At 70.7% G+C, this 18,840-nt stretch carries 14 protein-coding genes; 7 read left to right on the forward strand and 7 right to left on the reverse strand.

Going from position 1 to position 18,840, the window contains the following annotated elements; all coding sequences use genetic code 11:
• Positions 1 to 181 precede the first annotated feature (181 nt).
• Positions 182 to 1,186 carry a phosphotransferase gene (locus tag FBY35_RS17325; RefSeq protein ID WP_142214664.1) on the forward strand — a complete coding sequence of 335 codons (1,005 nt, stop codon included), beginning with the start codon at positions 182 to 184 and terminating at the stop codon, positions 1,184 to 1,186.
• A 12-nt stretch (positions 1,187 to 1,198) separates the two neighbouring features.
• On the opposite strand, the gene FBY35_RS17330 is transcribed toward FBY35_RS17325, so the two are convergent.
• Positions 1,199 to 2,722: a protein kinase domain-containing protein gene (locus tag FBY35_RS17330; RefSeq protein WP_142214665.1), complete on the reverse strand. Its 1,524-nt coding sequence runs from the start codon at positions 2,720 to 2,722 to the stop codon at positions 1,199 to 1,201.
• Between the two features lie 340 nt (positions 2,723 to 3,062).
• Here FBY35_RS17330 and FBY35_RS17335 point away from each other — a divergent pair, with 340 nt between their 5' ends.
• The 5 genes from FBY35_RS17335 to FBY35_RS17360 all read left to right on the forward strand — a co-directional run bounded on the left by FBY35_RS17335 (position 3,063) and on the right by FBY35_RS17360 (position 10,655).
• Entirely contained in the window at positions 3,063 to 4,679 is a 1,617-nt protein-coding gene (locus FBY35_RS17335; RefSeq protein ID WP_142214666.1) for a protein kinase domain-containing protein, read from the forward strand.
• A gap of 897 nt (positions 4,680 to 5,576) precedes the next feature.
• A complete protein-coding gene (locus FBY35_RS17345; RefSeq protein ID WP_142214668.1) occupies positions 5,577 to 6,248 on the forward strand; it encodes a PadR family transcriptional regulator in 672 nt (223 codons plus the stop codon).
• A gap of 136 nt (positions 6,249 to 6,384) precedes the next feature.
• On the forward strand, positions 6,385 to 7,146 hold the full coding sequence (locus FBY35_RS17350) for an ABC transporter ATP-binding protein (RefSeq protein WP_260848642.1): 762 nt from the start codon (positions 6,385 to 6,387) through the stop codon (positions 7,144 to 7,146).
• Positions 7,143 to 10,004, forward strand: coding sequence for an ABC transporter permease (locus FBY35_RS17355; RefSeq protein WP_142214669.1), 2,862 nt, complete (start codon positions 7,143 to 7,145; stop codon positions 10,002 to 10,004). The genes FBY35_RS17350 and FBY35_RS17355 overlap by 4 nt, the downstream gene beginning before the upstream one ends.
• A gap of 108 nt (positions 10,005 to 10,112) precedes the next feature.
• Positions 10,113 to 10,655 (forward strand): bacterial proteasome activator family protein, encoded by a 543-nt coding sequence (locus FBY35_RS17360; protein WP_142214670.1) that lies wholly within the window; start codon positions 10,113 to 10,115, stop codon positions 10,653 to 10,655.
• A gap of 391 nt (positions 10,656 to 11,046) precedes the next feature.
• On the opposite strand, the gene FBY35_RS17365 is transcribed toward FBY35_RS17360, so the two are convergent.
• From FBY35_RS17365 to pdhA, 6 genes are all read right to left on the reverse strand, one after another.
• On the reverse strand, positions 11,047 to 12,036 hold the full coding sequence (locus tag FBY35_RS17365) for an NAD(P)H-quinone oxidoreductase (RefSeq protein ID WP_142214671.1): 990 nt from the start codon (positions 12,034 to 12,036) through the stop codon (positions 11,047 to 11,049).
• Positions 12,037 to 12,193: 157 nt separating this feature from the next.
• Positions 12,194 to 13,534 carry a molybdopterin molybdotransferase MoeA gene (locus FBY35_RS17370; protein ID WP_142214672.1) on the reverse strand — a complete coding sequence of 447 codons (1,341 nt, stop codon included), beginning with the start codon at positions 13,532 to 13,534 and terminating at the stop codon, positions 12,194 to 12,196.
• Entirely contained in the window at positions 13,531 to 14,436 is a 906-nt protein-coding gene (locus FBY35_RS17375) for an NTP transferase domain-containing protein (protein WP_142214673.1), read from the reverse strand. The genes FBY35_RS17370 and FBY35_RS17375 overlap by 4 nt, the downstream gene beginning before the upstream one ends.
• Positions 14,437 to 14,529: 93 nt before the next feature.
• Positions 14,530 to 15,933, reverse strand: a complete 1,404-nt coding sequence (locus tag FBY35_RS17380; protein ID WP_142214674.1) for a dihydrolipoamide acetyltransferase family protein — start codon at positions 15,931 to 15,933, stop codon at positions 14,530 to 14,532.
• Complete coding sequence (locus tag FBY35_RS17385) at positions 15,933 to 16,937, reverse strand: alpha-ketoacid dehydrogenase subunit beta (RefSeq protein WP_142214675.1); 1,005 nt, start codon at positions 16,935 to 16,937, stop codon at positions 15,933 to 15,935. The genes FBY35_RS17380 and FBY35_RS17385 overlap by 1 nt, the downstream gene beginning before the upstream one ends.
• Complete coding sequence (pdhA, locus tag FBY35_RS17390) at positions 16,934 to 18,073, reverse strand: pyruvate dehydrogenase (acetyl-transferring) E1 component subunit alpha (RefSeq protein WP_142215121.1); 1,140 nt, start codon at positions 18,071 to 18,073, stop codon at positions 16,934 to 16,936. The genes FBY35_RS17385 and pdhA overlap by 4 nt, the downstream gene beginning before the upstream one ends.
• Before the next feature lie 205 nt (positions 18,074 to 18,278).
• Here pdhA and FBY35_RS17395 point away from each other — a divergent pair, with 205 nt between their 5' ends.
• Positions 18,279 to 18,803: an Lrp/AsnC family transcriptional regulator gene (locus tag FBY35_RS17395; RefSeq protein WP_142215122.1), complete on the forward strand. Its 525-nt coding sequence runs from the start codon at positions 18,279 to 18,281 to the stop codon at positions 18,801 to 18,803.
• Positions 18,804 to 18,840: the final 37 nt, after the last annotated feature.

Raw genomic sequence — 18,840 nt, forward strand, 5'->3', positions numbered from 1 at the left:
CCCCGGGCACGGGAAGAGTCAATATGTTTGAACCGGCGGAGCGCCGACACCACTGACGCCGTCCGGCCGGGGTCACCCGTTCGGGTTCATTCGCGTCGAACCGCAGTTCGTCACCGAACAGGAACTGGATTATCCCGAAGAGCATCCCGCCGGACACGCTGCGTGATCTAACATCTGGCGAGTGCCGCGCTCATCTGCAACTGTCCCACCCGTCGGTGCGCTACTGCGCCGCTACGAGAACCCGGGGGAACCGCTCTCCTGCGAACCCGTCACCCAGGGGCTCCTCAACCGCGGCTACCGGCTCGCCACCACCCGTGGCGCGTACTTCCTCAAGCACCATCTCGACGGAGACCGTGAGGCCATCGCGCGCCAGCACCGGGCCACCCAGCGGCTCCAGGCGCTCGGTGTGCCGGTCGCCCCGCCCGTCGAGGACGCGCGCGGCGACACGGTCGCGGTGATCGGCGGGCGTTGCTACGCCCTGCACCCCTGGATCGAGGGGCGGCACCGCGACGGCGCGCAGCTGACGACACTCCAGTCCCGGCGGCTCGGCTCCCTCCTCGGCCGCGTCCACACCTGCCTGGAGCGGGTGATGGAGGTGGACGCCCACCGGGGTCGGCACGAGAGCGCCGATCCCGAGGAGACCTTCGCCCTCATCGACGAACTGCTGGCTCTCGCGCGCGACGCCCGCCCCCGCGACGCCTTCGACAATCTGGCCGAGCACCGGCTCCTCGAACGGCGCGCGCTCCTGGAACGCCATGCCGACCGCAGGCCGCCCCCCGCCTCCCCGGGCTGCTGGGTGCACGGCGACTTCCACCCGCTGAATCTGCTCTACCGGGGCGCGGAACCGGCCGCGATCGTCGACTGGGACCGGCTGGGGGTGCACCCGCGCGCGGAGGAGGCCGTGCGGGCGGCGGCGATCTTCTTCGTACAGCCCGCCGGCGAGCTGGAGCTGGGCAAGGTACGGGCATACGCGCGCGCCTACCGCCGCGCGGCCGGCGCGGACTCGGCGGAACTGGCCGCGGCGGTGCACCGGGTGTGGTGGGAGCGGCTCAACGACTTCTGGATACTGCGCTGGCGCTACCAGCTGCACGACCGAAGGGCCGACCCGCAGTTTCCTGCGGCGTCGGCCCTGGCGGTGTGGTGGACAAGGGAGTACGAGGCGGTGCGGGATGCCTTCGCGGGCTGAGACCCGGCGAACTCAGCCGGTGCCCGGGTCGCCCGGATTCCCCGTCGGGTCGCCGGTCGGATCGCCCGTCGGCTGCGTCGGATCCGCCGTCGTCGGCTGGTCCGTCGGCTCCGTCGGCTGGTCCGTCGGATCCTGCGTCGTCGGATCATCCGTAGGCGTCTGCGGATCGCTGGGCGTGTACGACGGCGTGTACGAGGGCGTGTACGACGGCTGCTGCTCGTCCTCCGTCGGGTCCGGGTCCTCGCTCTGCGAGGGGTCCTCCTCCGTCGGCGTCGGCGTGGTGTCTGCCGTCGACGGGGTCTGGGAGACCGTCGTGCTGGGCTTGTGGTCCGTGCCGCCCTCGTTCGCCTTGTCCAGCGCGAACGCGACTCCACCGGCGATCGCCAGCACGGCGAGCGCCGCGAGCAGCCACATCTTGCCCCGGCCGCCGCGCTGTCCGCCGCGGCCGTCCCGGTGACCGCCGTCGAAGCCCCCGTCGTTCGGGTTCATCGGAGGCAGGATCGGACTCTGCGAGGTCTCGCCGTGCACCGGGTGGTGCACCGCGGTCGGCGCGGTCGTCCCCATCGCAGGCGTGAACCGGGCGTCGTGCAGGTCGACCGGCCCGGTGTTCCAGGTACCGCTGTGGCTGCCCTGTTGCTGAAGCATCTGCAGTGCGTACTGCACCAGACCGCGCATCTCCTCGGCGCTCTGGAACCGGTCGTCCGGGTCCTTCGCGAGCGAGCGCATCACCAGTCCGTCGAGCTCCGGCGGCACCACGTCCGAGACCTCGGACGGGGGCAGCGGAATGTCCTGGACGTGCTGGTAGACCACCGACAGCGGCGTCTCACCGGTGAACGGGGGCCGCAGCGCGAGGAGTTCGTAGAGCAGACAGCCCGTCGCGTACAGGTCGGACCGGTGGTCGACGGCCTTGCCCAGCGCCTGCTCGGGGGACAGGTACTGCGGCGTGCCCATGACCATGCCGGTCTGGGTCATCGTCGACTGCGCGCCGTGCAGAGCGCGCGCGATACCAAAGTCCATCACCTTCACCGCACCGGAGTTGGTGATGATGACGTTCGCGGGCTTGATGTCGCGGTGCACGATGCCGTGCTGGTGGGAGTAGGCGAGCGCCTCCAGCACACCGGAGACGATGATCAGCGCCTGCTCTGGCGGCGGGGCCTCCGCGTTGACCAGGAGGTCGCGGATGGTGCGCCCTTCGACGAGCTCCATCACGATGTACGGGACGGTCTGTTTGCCGACCACGTCCTCGCCGGAGTCGTAAACGGCCACCACCGCATGGTGGTTGAGGCCGGCGACTGACTGCGCCTCACGCGTGAAGCGGGCCTTGGAGACCGGGTCCTCGGCGAGATCGGCACGGAGCAGCTTGACGGCGACCGTGCGGCCGAGCCGTACGTCCTCCGCCGCGAACACCTCGGCCATGCCGCCGCGTCCGAGCGGGTGCGTCAGGCGGTAGCGGCCGTCGCCGACCAGTCCGCCGACGCCCCAGTTGTCCGCCGCATCCGGCACTCCGCCGCCGCCTGCCTCGGGTTCGGGTGCCATCAGTCCTCGCCGTCGTATCTGTCCGCGTGCACAGTGTGTACTGTGCGTGCGGGTGGTCGCTGTAGTCCTCAGGGTCCTCTGCCACGTCACGCTACAGCCTTCACGGGACGCGCCGGTTTCGAAGACCGGCCATCAAACCCGGCTCGGCAGCGGCCGCGCAAATTCCATGGGGTTCCTGTAACGCTTCCGAGACTCTTCTTGTGCGTACGGTCACGGAACGGGCACCTGGCTTGACGTGTCTGTGCCCTCGGGCAGACTTGGCCCGTAAATAGGGATCACGGGAATGCGGATCGCGGGCAGCGCGGGTATCGCGGCTCTCGCGCCGAGGGGGAAGCACAACATGAGCCACGACGGCGCACAGGGCCGCTATGCGGGAGGTTCGGTCGCCGGCGGGCGTTATCAGCTGCGCGACCTGCTCGGCGAGGGCGGCATGGCTTCCGTATATCTCGCCTACGACTCGGCGCTCGACCGCCAGGTCGCCATCAAGACGCTGCACACCGAACTCGGACGCGAGCAGTCCTTCCGTGAGCGGTTCCGGCGCGAGGCACAGGCCGTCGCGAAGCTGTCGCACACCAACATCGTCTCGGTCTTCGACACCGGCGAGGACGAACTCGACGGTTCGCTGATGCCGTACATCGTCATGGAGTACGTCGAGGGCCAGCCGCTCGGATCCGTACTTCAGGCGGACATCGCGCAGTACGGCGCGATGCCGGCCGACAAGGCGCTGAAGGTGACGGCCGATGTGCTGGCCGCGCTGGAGACCAGCCACGAAATGGGCCTGGTCCACCGCGACATCAAGCCCGGCAACGTGATGATGACCAAGCGCAATGTGGTCAAGGTCATGGACTTCGGCATCGCGCGCGCCATGCAGTCGGGCGTCACCTCGATGACCCAGACCGGCATGGTGGTCGGTACACCGCAGTATCTGTCGCCCGAGCAGGCGCTGGGCCGCGGAGTGGACGCGCGGTCCGACCTCTACTCCGTCGGCATCATGCTGTTCCAGCTGCTGACCGGCCGGCTGCCGTTCGACGCGGACTCTCCGCTGGCGATCGCGTACGCGCATGTGCAGGAGGAGCCGGTCGCTCCGTCCACCATCAACCGCTCCGTCACTCCCGCGATGGACGCGCTGGTCGCACGGGCACTGAAGAAGAACCCGAACGAGCGTTTCCCCAGCGCCGCCGCGATGCGCGACGAGTGCGCGCGGGTGGCGAGCGCCGGGCAGGCGAGCGCGCCCGTGATCATCGGCGGCGCTCCGACGACAAGCGGCGCAGGGGTCGGTTCGGCGGTCTTCCCGCCGCTGGACCAGTCGACACCGGCGCCGCAGAGCGTCCAGACGCCGTACCAGCCCAGCCCGTACGGCCCGCCGACTCCGGCACCCACACCGGCTCCGGCGCCGCAGTACGGATACCCCCAGACGCCCGCCCCGGTCCCTTCGTACCAGCCGCCCGCTCAGGCGGTCTCGACGCCGCCTCCTTACTCCATCGCTCCGCAGCCCCCGGTCCCGGGCGGCACGGGCGGCGGCAAGCGGAACATGCCGGTCGTCGTGGGCGCGATCGTGGTGGCGCTGCTGGCGGTCGGCGGCCTGATCACGGCGATCGTGCTGAACAAGGACGACTCGGGCGGCGACAACGCCGGCGGAGACCCGAGCGTGTCGGCGGATGCGGACGGGGCTCTGGCGCCTGACCGGACCCGGACGATCGATTCGACCAAGTGCTCGGAGGCCACGGAGGACGGCAACGATCCGTCGAAGGTCCAGGCCCCTCAGCTTCTGTACAAGGACCTCCTCTCGGTGAAGGACTGCCTGCGGGCGGCCGGCTGGACCTGGAAGGTGACGGAGGAGGACAACCCTCAGTACCCCAAGGACGCGGTGATCGGGCAGTACCCGAGCTCGGGCGAGGCCGTCGTGCCGAAGAGCCAGGAGTTCGAGCTCAAGATCTCCACGGGCAAGGCCGGCTAGGTCCTTCAGCACAGGGCCTCGTTTCACATCGCTTCACATCGCTTCAGGGGAACGGCCCGGCACGCATCTGGCATGCCGGGCCGTTCTCGTCGTGGGCTCGTGGTTTCTTGTGACTCCCCGCGTCTCTTGTGACTCCCCGTGATTCCCTCGTGCGCCCGCCCGGGATGCCGGAAATGCCATGGCATGTGACGCTGAGTCCGATATCTCGGCGACTCGGCACGGGAGGGGGTCACCCGGTGACTCCAGGGCTCCGCGCACACTCTGCGATCACTGTCGCCTCGCTCCTGCTGCTGACCACGCCCATCGCGTACGCCGAGGAGTCCGAGGCCCCCGAGCACAGGCCCTCGGCCACGCCTGCCGCCCTGGCTTCTTTCGCGGGCCGTCCGGCCGGTGAGGGGCGCCCGCGGCCGGGGCGTGCTCCCGACAAGCACAGGACTCGCGAGTCCCGGGAGCGGGACGAATCCGGGGCGGCGGATCGCGAGGACCGGCCGGACCGTACGCCGTCGGTGTCACCCTCCCCTTCGGATTCTTCGTCACGATCCGCTTCGGCCGCCCCGTCCCACAGGCGACCGGGCGAGCGGAAACCACCTCCTGCGGAGGACGAGGAACCAGCGACGGACGAGCAGGAGGCGGCGGAGGCCTCTCCGACGCCCGCGCCGGTCCCCAGCGCACCGGCCGCCGCACGTCAGCAGGCACCTCAGGCCCTCCCCCAGCCCGTCGCCCAGCAGATGTCTCCGATGTCCCTGGGGATCGGGATGGCTCTCATGGGGCTCGGAATCGGCTTCCTGGGGCTGCGGCTGCGGCGTCGCTGAGCAAGCCGTCCTCCTTGAGACGGATGCACAGGCTCCACCCCTGGATGGGTTGCCGTCGGCGGCATACTCGGTATACATACTGAGTATGTCCATCCGCCACGGGCTCCTCGCCCTCCTTGAGCACGGTCCTCGCTACGGCTCCCAGCTCCGTACGGAGTTCGAGTCCCGCACCGGTGCCACCTGGCCGCTCAACGTCGGCCAGGTCTATACGACCCTCAGCCGTCTGGAGCGCGACGGCATGGTCGCCCAGAGCGGCGAGGACGACGCCGGCCATGCTCTGTACGTCATCACCGGGGCCGGGCACGCCGAGCTGAAGAACTGGTTCACGACGCCCGTGGACCGCAGCAGCCCGCCCCGCGACGAACTCGCCATCAAGCTCGCCATGGCCGTGGGCGCGCCCGGCGTGGACATCCGCGCCGTCATCCAGTCCCAGCGTCACCACACCGTGAAGGCGATGCAGGACTACACCCGGCTCAAGGCGCAGGCACTGGCCGCGATTGAGAGCGGAGGCTCGGCCGAGCGCGACGACGTGGCATGGCTGCTCGTGCTGGAGCAGCTGATCTTCCAGACCGAGGCCGAGGCGCGCTGGCTCGACCACTGCGAGGTGCGTCTCATCAGGCTCTCCGCGACGGCCGATCGGGGAGCCGAACGCCCCACGGCCGCTTCCCTGATCGGGTCGCCGGCCGCGCCCGCATCGTCGTCGGGGCAGGGGCGGTCCGCCACATCGGCGCCGGGGCAGCCCACGCCGCCGACCTAGCGCGCACTCAGCCTCTCCGCTGCTCCACCTCTTCACTTCTCCACTTCTCCACTTCTCCACTTCTCCACTTCTTCGCTTCGCCGCTTCTTCGCACATCCGCTCGCTCGTCAGCCGACCGTCCAAGGGGGACCCCTTCATGTCCGACCGCATGTCACAGCAGTCACAACAGTCGCAACAGCCCGTACTGCAACTCCAGCAACTGACCCGCGTCCACGGCAGCGGCGCCACCGAGGTGCATGCCCTGCGCGGCATCAACCTCGACGTCTTCCCGGGTGAACTCGTCGCCGTGATGGGCCCGTCGGGCTCCGGCAAATCCACGCTGCTCACCATCGCGGGCGGCCTCGACACCCCCACCTCGGGCCGGGTGATCGTCGAGAACACCGACATCACCACCGCCCACCGCAAGACACTCGCCGCCCTGCGCCGCCGCAGCATCGGCTATGTCTTCCAGGACTACAACCTCATACCGGCCCTCACCGCCGCCGAGAACGTCTCCCTGCCACGCGAGCTGGACGGCATCTCCGCACGCAAGGCCCGCACCGAGGCCGTCGCCGCGCTGGAGGAGATGGATCTCGGCCATCTCGCCGACCGCTTCCCCGACGAGATGTCGGGCGGCCAGCAGCAGCGCGTGGCCATCGCCCGCGCCCTGGTCGGCGAGCGGCGGCTCGTCCTCGCCGACGAGCCGACCGGCGCCCTGGACTCCGAGACCGGCGAGTCCGTACTCGCCCTGCTGCGCTCCCGCTGCGACGGCGGAGCGGCCGGCATTCTCGTCACCCACGAGCCGCGCTTCGCCGCCTGGGCGGACCGCGTGGTCTTTCTGCGTGACGGCGCGGTCGTCGACCAGACCATCCGCAGCCAGGCCGACTCGCTGCTCTCGGGCCAGGCGGCCGAACTGTGAACAGTTGGTACCACTCCTGGCGGGCCGCGATACGTATCGCCCGCCGCGACGCCTGGCGCTCCAAGGGACGCAGCTTCCTCGTCCTCGCGATGATCGCCCTCCCCATCCTCGGCGTGAGCGCCGCGGATCTGACTGTGCGCAGCGCCGAGTTGTCGACCGAGCAGAGCCTCGAGCGCAAGCTCGGCGCCGCCGACGCCCGGCTGTCCGACCCCGGGCTGAGCGGCCTACCCCTCAAGCAGACGCCCGACGGCAGCAGCTACACGCCGGTCGGGGACTTCGACGGAAAGCCGTGGCCCGACGGCAAGGCGGACATCGGCAAGGTGCTGCCCGCAGGTGCCAAGTCCCTGACGGACTCGATGGGTTCGGGCAAGCTGCGTACCACGCACGGTCTGCTGAACACCGAGATCCGTGAGCTGAAGGCCTCGGACCCGATGGCCAGGGGCATCATGGTCGTCGACCAGGGCCGCCTTCCGCAGAAATCCGACGAAATCGCCGCGACCACGCACTTCCTGGAGTCCAGCGGTCTGACGGTGGGCTCCAAGCTCACGGCCCGCGGGTTCGACCGCGAGTACACCATCGTCGGCTCGTACGAACTCCCAGACGCGCTGAAGACCGACCAGGTCAACGCACTGCCGGGCGCCCTTCTTGCACCGCTCGACAAGGCCCTCGAAAAGGCCGGGCTACCGGGCACCGAGGCCACCACCTCGCATCTGGTGAGTGTCTCCGGTGGTTTCACGTGGAACATGGTCAAGGCGACCAACGCCAAGGGTGTGACGGTCAATTCGCGCGCCGTGGCCCTCGACCCGCCCGCCAGGGCGGACGTTCCGATCTACCAGGAAGAGGGCTGGGGCAGCTTCGAGGACAGCACTGCCGCCAAGGCAGCCGCGCTGGCCGCGGCCACCACCGTCGTCGGCCTCGCCATGCTGGAGATCTGCCTGCTGGCAGGGCCCGCCTTCGCGGTCGGCGCCCGCCGCTCGCGCCGCCAGCTCGGTCTGGTCGGCGCCAACGGCGGAGACCGCCGCCATATCCGCGCCATCGTCCTCGCCGGCGGTCTGGTGATCGGCTTCGTCGCTGCCGTGGTCGGCACGGTCCTCGGTCTGCTGCTCACCTTCGCGCTGCAGCCCGTGCTCGAGGACTACTTGGGCAAGCGCTTCGGAAGCTTCGACGTGCGGCCGCTCGAACTGCTCGGCATCGGGCTGCTCGCCGTGTTCACCGGCCTGATGGCCGCGATCGTCCCGGCGATCACCTCGTCCCGCCAGTCGGTGCTGGCCTCGCTCACCGGCCGTCGTGGCGTACGCAGGAGCAACAGGGTGCTGCCGGTGATCGGCCTGATCGCGGTCCTGCTGGGCGCGGCAGTCGCGCTCTACGGCTCGATGATGACGGACCAGTTCATCGTCGTCGCCGGAGGCAGCGCCGTCGCCGAGTTGGGCGTGGTCGCCCTGACCCCCGCACTGGTGGGCCTGTTCGGCCGGACCGGACGCATCCTGCCGCTCTCGCCGCGCCTCGCGCTGCGTGACGCGGTACGCAACCGGGGCCGCACGGCTCCCGCGGTGGCCGCGGTACTGGCCGCTGTCGCGGGGACGGTGGCCGTGGCGACCTACACCGCGAGCAACGACGCCCAGGGCAGGGCCGATTACACGGCACATCTGCCGCACGGCGCGGTCTCCGTGATGCTCGACGAGGCCGGTGGCCGGGACGTCCCGGCGGTGCGCGCCACCGTCCAGAAGCTCCTGCCCATCGATGTACGGGCCGATGTGGACAGAATCTCGGTCGGCAAGTCCACCTGCTCCATGTACAGCGGCAAGGAGGGCTGCGGCCGCTACGAGGTCATTGTGCCCAAGGCAAACCAGTGCCCGCTGTGGATGAGCGACCCGGCTCATCCGGATGAGGACCCCTCGGAGAAGTTCAGCAAGGAGCAGCGCCGCAAGCTGGCCCAGGACTGGCGCTGCAAGGACTCCGGGGGCTTCGCATACCTCGACTCCGGTGTGGTGGTCGCTGACGCGAAGCTGCTGAAGGTGCTCGAGATCAACGACGCGGCGGCGGAGAAGGCGCTGGCGGACGGGCAGATCGTCTCGTTCGACAAGCGCAATCTCGACACCAAGGGCAAGATCAACATCCGCCTGGTCACCGACACGAAGAAGGCCGACGAGGCCGCAGCGAAGGGCAAGGACGCGCCCGGCGAGATCAAGTCGTTCACCGCGTACCAGGTCGCCGGAACCGCCAAGTCGTACGGCGTCCCCATGATCATCCCGCCCGCGGCGGCCAGGGCTGCGGGTCTGAGCACGGTGCCGCTCGGGGCGTACTACTCGACGGACAAGATGCCGAGCAGTGCCCAGCGCCAGCGGCTGGACGGCGAGCTCGACAAGACCGGATCGGACGTCGAACTCCATGTCGAGGAGGGCTACACCAGCGAGAACAGCATCATTCTGCTGTCGCTGACCATCTTCGCCGGACTCATCACGATCGGCGCGGCGGGTATCGCCACGGGCCTGGCCCAGGCCGATGCGGAGGCCGACCTGAAGACTCTGGCCGCGGTCGGCGCCCCGCCGCGGGTGCGCAGGACACTCAGCGGGTTCCAGTGCGGTGTGGTGGCCGCGATGGGGGTGCTGCTCGGCTCGGCGGCGGGTGTTCTCCCGGCGGTCGGGCTGCGGCTCACCGAGAAGCGCGAGCAGATGAAGTTCTACCGGGAGGCGCTGGACCAGGGCTACCGCGCGGTCGACTCGGCGCCGTACGTGCCGATCATCGTGCCCTGGGAAACCCTGGCCGCACTGCTCGTCGTGGTCCCCGTCGGCGCGGCGCTCCTGGCGGCGCTGGTGACCCGCTCCCGCGGTGCGCTCTCCCGCCGCGAGGCGACCTGACCGACTCATCCGGCCATATCCAGCGGCTTTGTGTCCCCGTACGAGGGTGGATCACCCCCGTACGGGGGCACACCGTGTGCTGACGCACATGTACGAGAGAATGGCGGCATGGAGATGCCGAGGAATGAACGGTCGCAGGAGAGCCCCCACGTCCTTGTCGTGGGACAGGACGGAATGGCACTCGGCGGCGGTCACAGTGACGACGAGTCGCGCGAGGTCCCGGTGACGGAGATGGTCGAGCAGCCTGCCAAGGTCATGCGCATCGGCAGCATGATCAAACAGCTGCTGGAGGAAGTCAGAGCAGCACCTCTGGACGAGGCGAGCCGGGTCCGGCTCAAGGAGATCCACGCCAGCTCGGTCAAGGAGCTGGAGGACGGCCTCGCCCCCGAACTGGTCGAGGAACTCGAACGCCTCTCGCTCCCCTTCACGGACGAGGCAATCCCCTCGGAGGCCGAACTGCGCATCGCGCAGGCCCAGTTGGTGGGCTGGCTGGAGGGTCTCTTCCACGGCATCCAGACGGCGCTGTTCGCCCAGCAGATGGCAGCCCGCGCCCAGCTGGAACAGATGCGCCGAGCGCTCCCTCCGGGAGTGAGCCACGAGGACGACGAGGACGGCCAGCACGGCGCGATCCGCTCGGGCCCGTACCTGTAACCGGAAACGCGAATCTTCGAGCGGCACAACGACGGGCGGGCCGGGGTGCAAGCACCTCGGCCCGCCGGTCTTTGCCGTGGCTTGCGAGAGGGAGCTTCGCGGCCACGCACCCCCGGAGCGCCGGCTTCGCGGCGCGGGGCGACCAGCTGCAGCTGCCCGGCAAGGGGGCCGCGCAGCGGGTGGAGTCGGGACGTAGAGCGTGATGTGTGGCGCGCGTATGCGTGATGTGTGGCGCGCGTACGCCCGCAGCCCACACACGACAGAAACGCGCCGTACGTCATGCAGTCCCGACTCAACCCCGGAGCGGCAACCAGAGGGCCACCTCGTGGCACCGGCCAACCCCGTCCCCCGCACCGCAGGCGACCGCGGCACCGGGCACCCCCTCCGCCCGTCACCCACCCGCAGGCGAGACCAACAGCACCTTCCCCACATTCGCCCCGGACTCCAGCACCCGATGTCCCTCCGCCGCGTCCGCCAGCGCCACCCTCCGGTCCACCACGGCCCGCACCCGGCCCGCCTCGATCAGCGGCCAGACATGCTCCCGTACCGCCGCGACGATCGACGCCTTCTCGCCCAGCGGCCGGGCACGCAGCGTCGTCGCCGTCACCGCCGCCCGCTTGCCCAGCAGAGTCGCCAGGTTCAGCTCGCCCTTGACGCCGCCCTGCAGGCCGATCACGGCAAGGCGGCCGTTGACGGCCAGCGCCCGCACATTCCGGTCCAGATACTTCGCGCCGACGATGTCGAGGATGACGTCCGCCCCCGCCCCCTCCGTCGCCTTCCGCAGCTCCTCCACAAAGTCCTGCTCGCGGTAGTCGATGAGGATGTCCGCGCCCAGTTCCGCGCAGCGGGCCAGCTTCTCGGGCCCGCCCGCGGTCACGGCGACGCGCGCCCCCACTGCCTTGGCGAGCTGGATCGCCATCGTGCCGATCCCGCTCGCTCCGCCGTGCACCAGCAGCGTCTCTCCCGGCCGCAGGTGCGCGATCATGAACACGTTGGACCAGACCGTCGACGTCACCTCGGGCAGCGCCGCCGCCGTGACCAGGTCCACCCCCTGCGGCACCGGCAGCAACTGCCCCATCGGCACGGCGGCCTTCTCCGCGTATCCGCCGCCGGCCAGCAGCGCGCACACCTCGTCGCCCACGGCCCAGCCCGATACCCCGGGCCCCAGCGCGGCGATGCGCCCCGAGCATTCGAGGCCGGGATACGGGGACGAGCCGGGCGGCGGGTCGTAGAAGCCCTGCCGCTGCAGCAGATCCGCACGGTTGACGGCGCTGGCCACGACGTCGACGAGGACCTCGCCCTCGCCGGGTACGGGATCGGGCACCTCTGCCCAGACAAGCGCCTCGGGACCACCGGGTTCGGGAATCGTGATCGCATGCATGGGCGCGAGGCTACTCCGCGACCTGGCCTTTGAGTGCGGAGGCCGTGGGCCGAGCTCCCCACCGCTGTCCTCCGTGCGCACGATCGTGATCAGCAGCCGTTTGGCGACCTGCTGGGAGGTTTCACGTGAAACGCCCTCCGCCGCCGGCCGACGGAACTCAGGAGGTCCACGGCAGGTCGAGGACCTCCAGCTCATCGCCGGCCCGCGCCCCGCCCGGTGGCACGACCGCCAGACCATCGGCGGCGGCGATTCCGCGCAGCATGGCGGGCCCGTTGTAGTGCAGCGGCACCAGCCGGTCGGCGCGGTGGGCGAAGGGCACAAGACGGGTGTCGTACGGGTGCCCATGCACGTCGTCGCGTACGGGGGCGCGATACGGAACGGGCGCCGGCCGTCCCGCAAGTCCGGTCAACAGCGGCTCCGCGAGGGTCAGCAGCCCGGAGACGGCGGCAAGAGGATTGCCGGGCAGCCCCACCAGATGCCTGGACGGTCCCTCAACGTGCCGCGCTAGCCGGGCCAGCAGCATCGGATGGCCGGGCCGCACGGCTACCCCGTCCACCAGCAGCTCGGCGCCCGCCTTCCGCAGGACCGGGTGGACATGGTCGACAGGGCCCGCGGCCGTGCCCCCGGTCGTGACGATGAGATCGGCGTCGGAGGTGATGACAGCGTGGTGCAGGGCCTCGGCATCGTCACCGAGGCGCCGGGTGGCGACGACCTCGACGCCGAGCGCAGCGAGCCAGGGCCCGATCATCGGTCCGAGCGCGTCGCGGATGAGGCCTTCGTGGGGGAGTCCGGCGCTGAGCAATTCATCGCCGAGTACCAGCACTTCAACACGCGGCCGCTGGGCGGTGACCAGTTCGTCGTAACCGGCGGCCGCGGCAAGCCCCAGCACGGCAGGGGTCACCAGGGAGGCGGCGGGCAGGAGTTGGTCGCCGGACCGGCATTCCTGCCCTCGCGGCCTGATGTCCTGTCCCTGGACCACCTCGCGCTCGGCGTACAGCTGGCCCTTGGCCGCATCGGTACGGGCGTGCTCGCTGCGGATCACCGCGGTGGCCTCGGGAGGAATACGTGCGCCGGTGGCGATCCGTACGGCGGCACCGTCTGGGAGCGGCGGGGCTTCGCCGTGCCCGGCGAGAATCGAGCCGCCGCCGCGAACGGTCCAGGGCCCGGGGCCGGCGACGGCCCAGCCGTCCATGGCGGAGGTGTCGAAGGACGGCAGATCGCAGAGCGCGGTGAGCGGCTGGGCGAGTACGTGACCGAGGGCATGATCGAGGGCAACCCGACGGATACGGGGCTGCGCGGCGCGCCCGATACGCGCGGCGAGGGCCCGGGCGTCGGGCCACGGAGTCACGCGGTGCCCGCCCGCGGCCGCCTCACCCGTCGGCGCTGGTGAGGCGTCGGAGGCCGAACGCGGGGCGGCTGGGTGCCGCGTCCGGTGGGCAACGAGCGCAAGGGCTTCCTCGACGCCGTCGGACTCGGCCTTCTGGTCCCGACCGTTCATCCGGCTTCGCCCTCGTTCGGCTCGGCAGGCCCGGAAGCCTTCGCGGGACCGGGTCCCGGGGCTTCCTGTTCGGCCTCCTCCGCCCAGCGCGCGGCGAGCGCGGCCGCCTTGCGGGCCGCTTCGGCGACCGCCTCCGGGCCGCCGCCGCCTGCCTGGGCCGCCGCGTATCCCACCAGGAAGGTGGTGAGCGGCGCGGCGGGGCGGGCGACGCCGTGCGCGGCATCCCGCGCGAGGTCGAGCAGGGCGCCTGTGTCGACGTCGAGTTCGATGCCGAGTTCGTCCTTGACTGCGGTGATCCATTCGTCCAGCACGTTCCCATGCTCCCTGATGCGGGCCCGAGCGGCCGAGATGTCCTCCCAGGTGTCGCAGTCGAAGGAGGCGAGCGGCTCCGCGTCGATCCGGGCAAGGTCCAGTTCCTGTGTCAGCAGTCGCAGTGGCAGCCCGGCCAGACTGCCGTACTCGGTGGCGAGAAGGGCGAGTTCACGGCGCAGCGGCTCGGTGCGGTACGCGGCGACGAGGGGCTGGTCGCGTCCGCCCGCATCGGAGAGCAGCGCAGCCTCGCGCCCGCTGGTGCCAAGGGTGCCGATCAGCCGGCGTACAGTCCGCTGCCCCAGGAACGGCAGATCGGCCGAGAGGACCAGGACGGCTCCTTCCTCGACCTGCCGAACCCCGGCGTCGAGCGCGGCGAGCGGCCCGCCGCCCGGGGGCTCTTCGCGCGCCCACACCACGGGGCGCGCCGTGGCCCGGCGTCCCCCGACCACAACGGTGCGCCCCGCGTCACGGCACACCCCGAGTACACGGTCGAGCAGGGCTCGCCCGCCCACGCTCACCGAGGGCTTGTCGGCCCCGCCCAGCCGCTTGGCGGCACCCCCGGCAAGCACGATGGCGTCATAGGCGGTCATGCCTGAAGTATGGGCCGCGATCGTGTGGGCCGGGAGCCCCGGGTGATCTCTGTTGATCCCCAGCTGGTGACCGGGGCCGGCCTACGGCGGTCGCTACAGGCTGCGCAGCAGCACCGACGGGTGCTCGACGCAGTCGGCGACATAGCGCAGGAAGCCGCCCGCGGTGCCACCGTCACAGACCCGGTGATCGAAGGTGAGCGAGAGCTGGACGACCTGGCGCACGGCCAGCTCGCCCTGGTGCACCCACGGCTTCGGCACGATCCGCCCCACCCCGAGCATCGCCGCCTCCGGGTGATTGATGATCGGCGTGGAGCCGTCGACACCGAACACCCCGTAATTGTTGAGTGTGAACGTCCCGCCCGTCAGATCGGCTGGAGTCAGCTTTCCCTGCCGCGCCGCCTCCGTCAGCCGCGCGAACTCCGCGCTCAGCGACTCGGCCGAGCGGCTGTGGGCGTCCCGTACGACCGGAACGACCAGGCCACGCTCGGTCTGCGCCGCGAAGCCGAGATGCACCTCGGGAAGCCGCACGATCTCCCTGGCCTCCATGTCCACCATGGAGTTGAGCTCCGGGTGGCGGGCGAGCGCGGCCGTACAGATCCGGGAGAGCAGAGCCAGCAGCGAGATCTTCGGACCGCCCGCCGCGTTCATCGAGGCCCGCGCGGCCATCAGCTCGGTCGCGTCCGCGTCGACCCAGCAGGTGGCGTCCGGTATCTCGCGCCGGCTGCGGGACAGCTTGTCGGCCACGGCTCCGCGTACGCCGCGCAGCGGTACCCGCTCACCGCGCGCCGCGGCGGAGACCGGTGCCCCTGCGACGGGCGCGGGCGCGGCCGGTGCCTCGACGGCCCGCATCGCGGACTCGACGTCGGCGCGCAGGATCAGGCCGTCGGGCCCGGAACCGGTCAACGTGCGCAGATCGACGCCGTGTTCACGGGCAAGGCGACGCACGAGCGGGGAGATGACGGGCACGGGCCCGCTCTGTGCCGCGTCGTCGACCGTCACCGCGCCGACCGGCCGCCGCTCGGGCGCCGGAGCCGCGGCAGGAGCCGGGCGGGACACGGGCGCGGGCGCCGCCGGAACGGACGCGAGGGGCCCAGCGGGCCGAATCCGTCGGCGACGGGCCGCGGGCGCACCCGTCCCGTAGCCGACGAGCACATTGCCCGACGACTCTTCGGCGGCCTCGGAAGAGCCTGCGGCCTCAGCGGTACGGGACTGGCCAAGGGAGCCGTCGGCACCGTTCCCGCTCAGGTCCGCCGCCCCCACCGCAACCGTCAACAGCGGTGCCCCGACGGGAAGTTCGGTACCCTCCTCGCCGAAACGCGCGGTCACCACGCCCCCATAGGGACACGGCACCTCCACCATCGCCTTGGCAGTCTCGACCTCGACGACCGGCTGGTCGATCGCGACGACATCGCCCACGTCCACCAGCCAGCGCACGATCTCCGCCTCGGTCAGACCCTCGCCGAGGTCGGGGAGCTTGAATTCGAGCACCTGAGCCATCAGCTCCCCGCCTCCCACTGCAGCCGCGCCACCGCGTCCAGAACCCGGTCCACTCCCGGCAGATGGTGCCGCTCCAGCATCGGCGGCGGATAGGGGATGTCGAAACCGGCCACCCGCAGCACCGGAGCCTCCAGATGGTGGAAGCAGCGCTCCGTCACCCGCGCGGCGATCTCCCCTCCAGGGCCGCCGAAACCGGTGGACTCATGGACGACAACCGCCCGTCCCGTGCGCCGCACGGACGCGCAGACCGTCTCGTCGTCGAAGGGCACGAGGGAGCGCAGATCGACGACTTCCAAATCCCAGCCCTCCGCCGCGGCCGCTTCGGCGGCCTCCATGCAGACCGGCACGGAGGGCCCGTACGTGATCAGCGTGGCGCTCCGCCCGGGCCGCCGCACCACGGCGCGGCCTATCGGCTCCACCGCGGACGGCGCGTCGGGCGACCACTCGGCCTTCGACCAATAGAGGCGCTTGGGCTCCAGGAAGACAACCGGGTCGTCGGAGGCGATCGCTGCTCTCAGCAGCCCGTACGCATCGTCGACCGTCGCGGGCGTGACGACATGGAGTCCCGGAGTCGCCATGTAGTACGCCTCGGAGGAGTCGCTGTGGTGCTCGACGCCGCCGATTCCGCCGCCGTACGGCACACGCACGGTGATCGGCAGCGGCATCCCGCCCCGGGTGCGGTTCCGCATCCGCGCCACATGGCTGATCAGCTGCTCGAACGCCGGATAGGCGAAGGCGTCGAACTGCATCTCGACCACCGGTCGCAGCCCGTACATCGCCATGCCGACAGCCGTGCCGAGGATCCCCGCCTCCGCGAGCGGAGTGTCTGTGCAGCGATCCTCGCCGAACTCCTTGGCCAGCCCGTCCGTGACCCGGAAGACCCCGCCGAGCGTGCCGACGTCCTCCCCCATCACATGGACGGTCGGGTCCTCGGCCATCGCGTCCCGCATCGCCCGCTGGAGGGCCTGCGCCATCGAGGCCGGCTTCACCGCTGCCGTGGTCATCTGGCTTCTCCCTCGGCGTCGAGCTCGGCGCGCAGTTGCGCCGCCTGCTCCCGCAGCTGGCTGGTCTGCTCGGCGTAGACATGCGCGAAAAGGTCCATGGGGTCGAGCACCGGGTCGGCGTTCATCCCGTCGCGCAGCTGGGCGGCCATCGTCTCGGCCGCGTCGGCGGCCGCCCGTATGCCGTCCTCGTCGAGCAGTCCTCGCTCCGTCAACTCCCGCTCCAGCAGCCGGATCGGATCGTGCGCACGCCAGGCCTCGACCTCACTCTCGACCCGATAGCGGGTCGCGTCGTCGGCATTGGTGTGGGCCTCGATGCGGTACGTCACGGCTTCGATCAGCGTCGGACCGCCGCCGCGCCGGGCCCTGGCCACGGCATCGGCGAGCACCTCGTGCACCGCGGCCGCGTCGTTGCCGTCGACGAGTCGGCCGGGCATGCCGTACCCCACGGCCTTGTGGGCGAGCGAGGGAGCCGCGGTCTGCTTGGCCAGCGGTACCGAGATCGCGAAACCGTTGTTCTGGACGAGGAAGACGACCGGGGCCTGCCACACCGCCGCGAAGTTCAGCGCCTCGTGGAAGTCGCCCTCGCTGCTGCCGCCGTCGCCGACCAGGGCGAGCGCGACGACGTCGTCGCCCTTGAGCCTGGCAGCGTGTGCCAGTCCCACCGCATGCGGCAGCTGGGTGGCGAGCGGGGTACACAGGGGCGCGATGCGGTGCTCGTGCGGGTCATATCCGGTGTGCCAGTCACCGCGCAGCAGTGTCAGTGCCTGTACGGGGTCGAGCCCGCGTGCCACGGCCGCGAGGGTGTCGCGGTAGCTGGGAAAGAGCCAGTCCCGCTCCTCGAGCGCCAGCGCCGCCGCGACCTCGCACGCTTCCTGCCCGGTGCTCGACGGGTAGACGGCAAGCCTGCCCTGCTTGGTCAGGGCGGTCGCCTGCGCGTTGTACCTGCGGCCGCGCACCAGCTCCGCGTACAGCCGCAGAAGCAGCTCGGGGTCCGCGCCGGCAGCGGCGTCCGTGCCGAGCACGCGGTACGGCTCCGGGTCCGGGAGCAGGGGTGCAGGATCGGTGCGGGGCTTCCACGCCGGCGGCGGTGTGGGCCGGTAGGCGGCAGCGGCACCGGGCAGCTCCTGGACCGTCATGCTGCTCTTTCTCAACGCGAGCACCTCCTCAGGGGAGCGACGACGAAGCGGCACGACAGTGTGACCCGCCTCCCTACCGATTGTTCGGTCGTGGACGCATTTTGGCTACAGGCACCTTCAGCCTGTGGACAAACGGTTCTCCACAGCCTGAGATGGAGACAGGTCGTCCATGCTGAGAAGGCGGGGGGATATGGCAGCTGAACAAATGGCCGAGGGCGGGGACCGGACGGAGCCGACCCCTCCGGCACGGCCCCTCGACCCCATCGACCGGGACATCCTTCGGATCCTCCAGACCGACGGCCGCGCTTCGATACGCTCCGTGGCCGAGCGTGTGCATGTCTCGCGCGCCAACGCGTACGCGCGCATCAACAGGCTCATCGACGACGGCGTGATACGGGGCTTCAGCGCCCGGGTGAACCACGAGCGCGCAGGTCAGGGTGCCTCCGCCTACATCACGCTCAAGATCGTGCAGAACACCTGGCGCACGGTGCGCGAGCAGCTGCAAGCGCTGCCCGGAGCGGCCCACATCGCTCTGGTCAGCGGTGATTTCGACGTACTTCTGCTGGTGCACACCCCGGACAACCGCACGCTGCGCGAACTCGTCCTGACCAGGCTCCAGTCCATCCCGGAAGTCCTGTCCACGCGCACGCTGCTGGTCTTCGAGGAGACGGATCTCGACCCGGGGCCGGGCAGCTCAGGCCCGCCACCGGACGCGGAGCCGCTGCAGTAGAGCCCGTGGCACAAGTCAGGCGCGGGCGCGTGCTCCG

Source organism: Streptomyces sp. SLBN-118, assembly GCF_006715635.1.
In the GTDB taxonomy this organism is placed as follows: domain Bacteria; phylum Actinomycetota; class Actinomycetes; order Streptomycetales; family Streptomycetaceae; genus Streptomyces.

Bases quoted from the DNA above. Each gene is read 5' to 3' on its own strand.
- FBY35_RS17360 (WP_142214670.1), top strand. From the start codon at position 10,113: ATGGAGATGCCGAGGAATGAACGGTCGCAGGAGAGCCCCCACGTCCTT.
- FBY35_RS17335 (WP_142214666.1), top strand. From the start codon at position 3,063: ATGAGCCACGACGGCGCACAGGGCCGCTATGCGGGAGGTTCGGTCGCC.
- FBY35_RS17330 (WP_142214665.1), bottom strand. From the start codon at position 2,722: ATGGCACCCGAACCCGAGGCAGGCGGCGGCGGAGTGCCGGATGCGGCG.
- FBY35_RS17375 (WP_142214673.1), bottom strand. From the start codon at position 14,436: ATGACCGCCTATGACGCCATCGTGCTTGCCGGGGGTGCCGCCAAGCGG.
- FBY35_RS17370 (WP_142214672.1), bottom strand. From the start codon at position 13,534: ATGAACGGTCGGGACCAGAAGGCCGAGTCCGACGGCGTCGAGGAAGCC.
- FBY35_RS17395 (WP_142215122.1), top strand. From the start codon at position 18,279: ATGGCCGAGGGCGGGGACCGGACGGAGCCGACCCCTCCGGCACGGCCC.
- pdhA (WP_142215121.1), bottom strand. From the start codon at position 18,073: ATGACGGTCCAGGAGCTGCCCGGTGCCGCTGCCGCCTACCGGCCCACA.
- FBY35_RS17385 (WP_142214675.1), bottom strand. From the start codon at position 16,937: ATGACCACGGCAGCGGTGAAGCCGGCCTCGATGGCGCAGGCCCTCCAG.
- FBY35_RS17350 (WP_260848642.1), top strand. From the start codon at position 6,385: ATGTCCGACCGCATGTCACAGCAGTCACAACAGTCGCAACAGCCCGTA.
- FBY35_RS17380 (WP_142214674.1), bottom strand. From the start codon at position 15,933: ATGGCTCAGGTGCTCGAATTCAAGCTCCCCGACCTCGGCGAGGGTCTG.
- FBY35_RS17345 (WP_142214668.1), top strand. From the start codon at position 5,577: ATGTCCATCCGCCACGGGCTCCTCGCCCTCCTTGAGCACGGTCCTCGC.
- FBY35_RS17365 (WP_142214671.1), bottom strand. From the start codon at position 12,036: ATGCATGCGATCACGATTCCCGAACCCGGTGGTCCCGAGGCGCTTGTC.